The organism is Neisseria sp. HMSC074B07 (assembly GCF_001810355.1).
Taxonomy (GTDB): Bacteria; Pseudomonadota; Gammaproteobacteria; order Burkholderiales; family Neisseriaceae; genus Neisseria.
In genome coordinates this window covers 152,991-160,070 of sequence record NZ_KV800981.1, presented here as the reverse complement: position 1 = coordinate 160,070, position 7,080 = coordinate 152,991, and the positions used below count along the sequence as shown (strand labels likewise).

The following is a 7,080-nucleotide window of genomic DNA, read 5'->3' as shown; positions in this document are numbered from 1 at the left end:
AGGTCGTCTGAAAATTTTCAGACGACCTTTGTTTAGATTTAAGCCTTATGTTTTTTCTTGAGCGCGGCGTTCAGGATGCACCCTAAAATAAAGCCGACGGTTGCAGGCAGCAGCCAGCCCAGCCCGACGTTGTAAAGCGGCAGTGCGCCGTTGATGTCGGCGGCGACTTCTTCGCTGAAGCCGAATGCGGCTTTATAGGCATCGAGCAAACCGACTGCCAGCGTTGCCATCATGGTGCAGAAATAGACGATGCGGCTGCCGCCGAACAGTTTGTGCAGGAAGACCAGCAGGATGATGACGATGGTCAGCGGGTACAGCAGCATCAGCATCGGAATGGAGAAGGTCAGGATGGAGGACAGGCCTTTGTTCGCCAACGCCATAGACACGACCGTATTGATGACGACGAACATTTTGTAAGGAATGCCGGGACACAGGCGGTTGAAATATTCGGAACATGATGTAATCAGTCCGACGGCGGTACTCAAGCAGGCGAGCAGGACGATGACGCCCAAGAGGATATTGCCGGGGACGCCGAAGTAGAAATTTGCCGTTTTCGACAAGATTTCCGCGCCGTTTTCCTGAAGTCCCAAACCTGCCACGCTGGTCGCGCCCATATAGCCGATGAAGAGGTACACCAGTGCCAGACAAGATGCGGCGACGATGCCTGAAACGGCGGTCGTCCGCAGCAGCTCGGAGCGGTTGTCCACGCCCATCGCGCGCACGGCGTCAATGACGATAATGGAGAACACCAGTGAAGCGAGTGCGTCCATTGTGCCGTAGCCTTCCAAAATGCCTTTTATGAACGGACGGAGGGCAAAATCGCCTTGTGCCGCAGCGGGAACGCCCATCGGATTCAACGCGGCGTAGCCGACCAAAACGGCAATCGTCAAAAGCAATACGGGGGTCAGGATTTTACCGATGCGGTCCACCAGCTTGCCCGGCGACATCGACAGCCAATACGCCACGCCGAAAAACGCCACGCTGAACGCCGCCAGCCCGACTGTTTTTTGGCTTTCAGTCAAAAACGGCGCAACGGCAATCTCAAACGACACCGTCGCCGTACGCGGCATGGCAAACAAAGGCCCGATGGACAAATACAGTGCGACGGCAAACGCCACGCCGTACCAAGGCGCAACCCTTGAAGCCAGCGCCTGCACATCGCGCGAACCGGAATAGCCGATGGCAATCACGCCCAACAGCGGCAGGCCCGCGCCGGTCAACAGGAAACCCGTCATCGCAGAGAACCAGCTTTCCCCCGCCTGTTGTCCGAGATAAGCGGGAAAAATCAGATTGCCCGCACCGAAAAACAAAGCGAACAACATCAAACCGACCGCCCACAGCGAGGCTTTACGGTTGAGCGGGGAAACACTGTTCATAAATTCGTACCTGTTTGTTTATATTGGCTTAACTTTAAACCGACGGCGTTACCTCGCCTTAGTTCAAAGAGAACGATTCCTCTAAGGTGCTGAAGCACCAAGTGAATCGGTTCCGTACTATCTCTGTACTGTGCGGCTTCGTCGGCCTTGTCCTGATTTAAATTTAATCCACTATATAAAGGGCAGTTGATTAAAATGGGTATGGGTTTGCCAAGCGTGAAATCATCATGCCGTTTCGCCTTCAATGTCGGCGGCGGGGTCGTCTGAAACGCCCTCTTCCGCTTCCGGGCGTTCTAAATTTTCCTGTTTCAGGCTGATTTCGATTTCGCCGTAGCTGTCCGGCTGGACGATGCGGACCAAACCTTCTTTGGCAAGCTCCAAGAGCGCGATGAAATTGACGACCACATACGCCGCGCCCTGCTCCGGTTTGAACAAATCGCTGAATTTGCATATCCCGCTCTCGTTCAGACGACGTAAAACCGCCGTCATCTGCGCGCGCACGGAAATGGTTTCCTGAATCACTTCATGGCTGCGCGTATGTTTCGCCCGCGACAAAATGCCCAGCCACGCCTGCGTCAAATCGGCGACATACACCTCCGGCAGCTTCGCCTCGACCGCGATTTCCAACGGCAGATACGCCCAAGCAAAATCCCTTCCCGCGCGCGGCAACGCATCCAAACCCTGCGCCGCCAGCTTCATCTGTTCGTAAGCCAAAAGGCGGCGCACCAGCTCGGCACGCGGATCCGCCTCCTCATCCTCGACCTCTTCGGGACGCGGCAGCAGCAGGCGCGATTTGATTTCAATCAGCATCGCCGCCATCAAAAGATATTCCGCCGCCAAATCAAACTGATACGCTTCCATTTGGGCGATATAGTGCAGATATTGCTCGGTAATCTTCACCATCGGAATATCGAGAACGTCGATATTCTGTTTGCGGATAAGGTAAAGCAGCAAATCCAACGGCCCTTGGAAGCTGCTTAGGACAACCTTCAAAGCATCGGGCGGAATAAACAAATCCTGCGGCAAATCGGTAACAGGTTGACCGAATACCCACGCGACAGTGTGTTCAGACGACGTTGCCGCAGCGGAAGGAATAAGGTGTTCTGAAGGCATGGTTAGAGGAGCTTTTTCTTATTAGGTTCGATGGGTGGTTAATCAATAACGGGGTCGTCTGAAAACGCAGCGGGTTTCGCCAAAACAAGTGCGGCAAAACAAAAATCAGCCTTTTTTGCGTTGGCTTTTCAAAGAAGCGATGGCAATGGCAAGCGTTTGCGCCAACGCCATGCCCAGCAGCGGCAAAACGGCGAAAAACGAACCGGTCAGCACCGTAACGGCATCGCGGGAAAACACAAAGCCATCGCGCGCAAGCATTGCGATTATCCAAACCGACAATAGCAGCCATTCGCAGCCGACCAAAAACCAAATCATCCCGACCGAGCAGCATTTGCGCCACTTCATGATGGCAGCGTGCAAAAGGCTGAATATCGGAACGGACAGGAAAGGATAAAGGAAATTGGTAAACGGCCGCGGAGAGCCGTCCTGAAAACACAAATAATCGCCCGACTGCATGTCGCATCCCATTGCGCCAAACATCGGATCGACGGCATACATCAACACGCCGAACCACACCGCATAAATCAGGCTGGCGATAAAATAGGCTTTGAAAAATCGGTTCATAGGCAAAAAAGGTCGTCTGAAAAAATAAATTTCAAGAGGCTTAAACCCACATCAAATTTTCTGATTGGCATTTGCAGAAGAGCGCAACACACTCAGGGCTTGAACTGCTGCCATGCCATAAACAGGCAATCCCAAAAAAAGAAGTCCTCCTATTGACATCCAACTATCCAGACTACTCCATTCCCACAGTAAAAAAACGAACCAAACAATCAACCATTCGACAATAGGCAAAGCAAGAGTCATCGAAGTTGTACAGCGTTTGGTCCACTTCATAATGCCGGCATTGAGTAGGGACAATAACATTACAGATAAAAACGGAAAGAAGAAAACCTTCAAAGACACTTTCTCAAAAGCCGACATTTCAGCAGCTCGTGAACAATACTGTAGACGCTGTTCATTTTCAGGTGCAATATCAAAACATTCGGATCCTGAAAACAGCAAACCGTCACCGTACATCAGCAAACCGAAGACAACCGCATAAATCAAGCTGGCGATAAAATAGGCTTTAAAAAATCGATTCATCTCATTTCCGTCCTGCAATATGTTCCACCGCCGCCTGCGCACAATACAGCCCAAACGAAGCCGTCACCAGCATACTCGCGCCATAGCCCGCGCAGGACAGCCCTTGCGGCGCGGTATCGGTCGAACACGCTTCGCCAGATTGCGGCGGCGTAATGTTCTCAGTCGAGAACACACACGGCACGCGCATTTTTTCTTTGGTATCGCGGCTGAAGCCGTAGCGTTTGCGCAAGGTGTAGCGCAGGTTGGCAAGCAGCGGGTCGTGGGTAACGCGGCTCAAATCAGCGGTTTGAATCAATGCCGGATTTTTCTGTCCGCCCGCGCCGCCGCTGAGGATAAACGGCTGATTGTGCCGCACAAAATAAGCCGCCATCGCCGCCTTGACACGCACTTGGTCTATCGCGTCGATCACAAAGTCGAAAGGTCGTCTGAAAAGCGTTTCGAGATTGTCTTCCGTCACAAAATCCTCGATTTCCTCCACTTCGCATTGCGGGTTGATTTGAGCAATGCGTTCGCGCAACGCCATCACCTTCGCCTTGCCGAAATCGTCGGTCAGCGCATGAAGCTGGCGGTTGACATTGGACTCGGCGACGTTGTCCAAATCAATCAAGGTCAAACGACCGATGCCCGTCCGCGCCAAAGCCTCTACCGCCCAAGAGCCTACCCCGCCCACGCCGACCACGCAGACGTGCGCGCGCGAAAACCGCGCCAGTGCTTCATCTCCGTAGAGTCTGGCAATACCGCCGAAACGGCGCGAAGGAAGAAAAACGGTGTCGTTCATACCCAACCTTGTGATATATCAATAAATGAATGAAAATCAACGCAAAACGCTGCGGACGAGTCCGACACATATTATACTGGAAAGTAGACGGGCTGTTGCAGCAGCCCGAAAGAGTCTATAATCGTTTCATATCGGACCCTTCCCAACCGCATGAAACAAAGTGCCGCCTGCGGCGCAAAAGGAGAATGAACTATGTACAAACATCTGGTTGTAGCCGTTGACGGCAGCGAAACTTCCCTCAACGCCCTGAAACACGCCGCCGAGTTGGCAAGCGTCAACAACGCCCGCCTGACTTTGGTACACGTCGCCAACCCCGCCGAATACATGGCGCTCGCCCCCGAATTCCTGCAACACGAAAGCTACGAGGCCGCCGCCGTCGCCCAAGGCAACGAAGTCTTGGACTTCGCTGAAAAAACCGCCCGCGAAAACGGCGTGGAAAACATCGTCAAACACCTGCTGGTCGCCAACAAAGGCGCACGCGAAATGGCGCAGGATTTGGTCGATTACGCCGATGAAAACGGCGCCGACCTGCTGGTACTCGGCACACACGGCCGCACCGGCCTGATGCACCTCCTGATGGGCAGCTTCGCCGAAACCGTTATGCGCCAAAGCCACCTGCCGCTTCTGATTATCCGCAGCAAAGCGGAAGAAGCGTAAGGGGCTGCCCTACTGAAGAAGGTCGTCTGAAACTGCTTCGACAGACGCAGTTTCGATAATGTCCTTATCCGTCAAATAAAAAGGTCGTCTGAAAACCTGAAACCTGGTTTTCAGACGACCTTTGTCTTGCAATCCGTTTTATCCGTCCGTTTTCAGCATCCGCAGGAAGTCTCGTCCGATGTCTGAAGGCTCAAGGCTTTGCGTTTTTTGGCTTTTTCGTAACGGCAGCGTTGGCGCTCGGTGGTAATTTCCAACGGCGGGACGGGAACGGGTTTGCCGTCTTCAACTGCAACCATGGTGAAGTAGCAGCTATTGGTATGACGCACTTCGCCGGTGCGGATGTTTTGCGCCTCGACGCGGATGCCGATTTCCATGGAGGTTCTGCCCGTGTAGTTGACGCTGGCGTAGAAGGTTACCAAGTCGCCGACGTGTATCGGCTCTTTAAACAAGACTTTATCGACAGACAGGGTAACGCAATAATTACCGCTGTAACGGCTGGCGCAGGAATAAGCGACTTGGTCGAGCAGGCGCAAAAGTTCGCCGCCGTGGACGTTGCCGCTGAAATTGGCGGTGTCCGGCATCATCAGTTCGGACATGATGAGTTCGTGTGCAGGGAGTTGGCGGGTTTGGTCCATGGTGTTCCTCTTTTAAAAATGAATGTTTGTGTTAGACAGGCGGCCGTTCAGTGGTTGGGATGGTTTTCAGACGACCTTACTGATTGTATTTAATATATGAATATACGGAAATTGGATTTTTTTATGGGTTTATAACCATTTTCTGCGCGAGAAGAAAATCAGCAGCCCGACGATAATGCACAGCATCAAACCTAAAACGATAAAATAGCCGTAATGCCAATGCAGCTCGGGCATGTTGTCGAAGTTCATGCCGTAGATGCCGGTAATGACGGTCAGCGGCATGAAGATGATGGTGATGACGGTCAGGACGCGCATTTGCTGGTTCATGCGGTTGGATTGGAAGGAAAGGTAGATGTCCATCATGCTCAACACCATGTCGCGCGAGGCGTCGAGCGACTCAAGAAGCTGCATGTTGTGATCGTACACGTCGCGCAGATAGACGGTGGATTCGCCTTTGAAAATGGTGAAATCGACACGTACGGCAAGTTGATAGAACACGTCGCGCAAAGGCAAAAGTGTGCGGCGCAGGCGGACGGCATCGCGCTTGAGACGGTGGATTTTGCCGAGGATATCGCTGTTTTCATCTTTAAACAGGGATTTGTCTATGGCTTCGACGCGGTTGTTGTACTCTTCCAAAACGATGAAATAGTCGTCCACGATGCGGTCGAGCAGGCAATAGGCGAGAAAGGCGGTATTTTTGCCGAGGATGCCGCGCGGGTTTTCGCTCATTTGGCGGCGCAACTGGCTGAACAGCCCCAGCGGTTTTTGCTGGAACGACAACACGAAATCCTTGCCGATAATCAGATACACTTGGTCGGAATTCAGTTTGCCGGCGGCGGTGTAGTGGTAAACCTGCGCGGCGATAAACAGATAATTGTCATAGTCTTCGATTTTGGGGCGTTGTTTGCGGCTGAGGATGTCTTCGATGACCAGCTCGTGGATGCCGTAAGGCTCCAGCGTGTGTTTGAGCAGAGCGGCGTCGTTGATGCCGACGAAATGCAGCCAGTTGGTCTGCCCCGCTTGCGGGCGGGCGATGTCGGGCAGTTTTTTACCCGCGAGATAATCGTGTTGGGCAAACGTATCGGCGGAATAAAGCGTCTGGTGGATGGCGGAACGCGGCGCGTTGTCGGTATTGCTGCGCGGGACGGTTTGGTCTTGCGTGATTTCTGCTGGGTCTGCGCTGTTGGGCTGTTTGCTCATAAAATGGGATAGGGCAGGATGGATAATGTGTTTTTCTGTTGTATAGTGGATTAAAATAAAAATGAGACAAGGCGACAACGCCCGCCGTGTACGGGTAGTACATAAGGGCGTTGGCAACGCCGTATCATTGCAATTTTAATCCACTATAAAAAAGGTCGTCTGAAAGGTTCAGACGACCTTTATGCTTGAGAAAACCGTTTCGGATATAGTGGATTAACTTTAAACCAGTACGGCG

Annotated in this window: 8 protein-coding genes; 1 reads left to right on the top strand and 7 read right to left on the bottom strand. The window is 52.6% G+C overall.

All coding sequences use genetic code 11. From position 1 onward, the window contains the following. Positions 1 to 38: 38 nt before the first annotated feature. From brnQ to HMPREF2726_RS11870, 5 genes are all read right to left on the bottom strand, one after another. Positions 39 to 1,376: a branched-chain amino acid transport system II carrier protein gene (brnQ, locus tag HMPREF2726_RS11895; RefSeq protein ID WP_009311980.1), complete on the bottom strand. Its 1,338-nt coding sequence runs from the start codon at positions 1,374 to 1,376 to the stop codon at positions 39 to 41. 225 nt (positions 1,377 to 1,601) lie between these two features. Further along, positions 1,602 to 2,489, bottom strand: coding sequence for a segregation and condensation protein A (locus tag HMPREF2726_RS11885; protein ID WP_003778081.1), 888 nt, complete (start codon positions 2,487 to 2,489; stop codon positions 1,602 to 1,604). Between the two features lie 105 nt (positions 2,490 to 2,594). After that, a complete protein-coding gene (locus HMPREF2726_RS11880; RefSeq protein WP_009311985.1) occupies positions 2,595 to 3,053 on the bottom strand; it encodes a hypothetical protein in 459 nt (152 codons plus the stop codon). A gap of 51 nt (positions 3,054 to 3,104) precedes the next feature. Continuing rightward, entirely contained in the window at positions 3,105 to 3,575 is a 471-nt protein-coding gene (locus tag HMPREF2726_RS11875; protein ID WP_003741001.1) for a hypothetical protein, read from the bottom strand. Position 3,576: 1 nt separating this feature from the next. Beyond that, the gene (locus HMPREF2726_RS11870) at positions 3,577 to 4,353 is read right to left on the bottom strand and encodes a tRNA threonylcarbamoyladenosine dehydratase (protein WP_009311987.1); all 777 of its coding nucleotides are present in this window, start codon (positions 4,351 to 4,353) and stop codon (positions 3,577 to 3,579) included. Between the two features lie 192 nt (positions 4,354 to 4,545). On the opposite strand from HMPREF2726_RS11870, the gene HMPREF2726_RS11865 reads away from it, so the two are divergent. Further along, positions 4,546 to 5,010: a universal stress protein gene (locus HMPREF2726_RS11865; RefSeq protein ID WP_003755397.1), complete on the top strand. Its 465-nt coding sequence runs from the start codon at positions 4,546 to 4,548 to the stop codon at positions 5,008 to 5,010. Positions 5,011 to 5,162: 152 nt separating this feature from the next. Here HMPREF2726_RS11865 and HMPREF2726_RS11860 read toward each other — a convergent pair whose 3' ends face one another. Beyond that, a complete protein-coding gene (locus tag HMPREF2726_RS11860; RefSeq protein WP_070603472.1) occupies positions 5,163 to 5,645 on the bottom strand; it encodes an acyl-CoA thioesterase in 483 nt (160 codons plus the stop codon). A 129-nt stretch (positions 5,646 to 5,774) separates the two neighbouring features. Beyond that, positions 5,775 to 6,845, bottom strand: coding sequence for a magnesium/cobalt transporter CorA (gene corA / locus HMPREF2726_RS11855; RefSeq protein ID WP_009311991.1), 1,071 nt, complete (start codon positions 6,843 to 6,845; stop codon positions 5,775 to 5,777). Between the last annotated feature and the right edge of the window lie 235 nt (positions 6,846 to 7,080).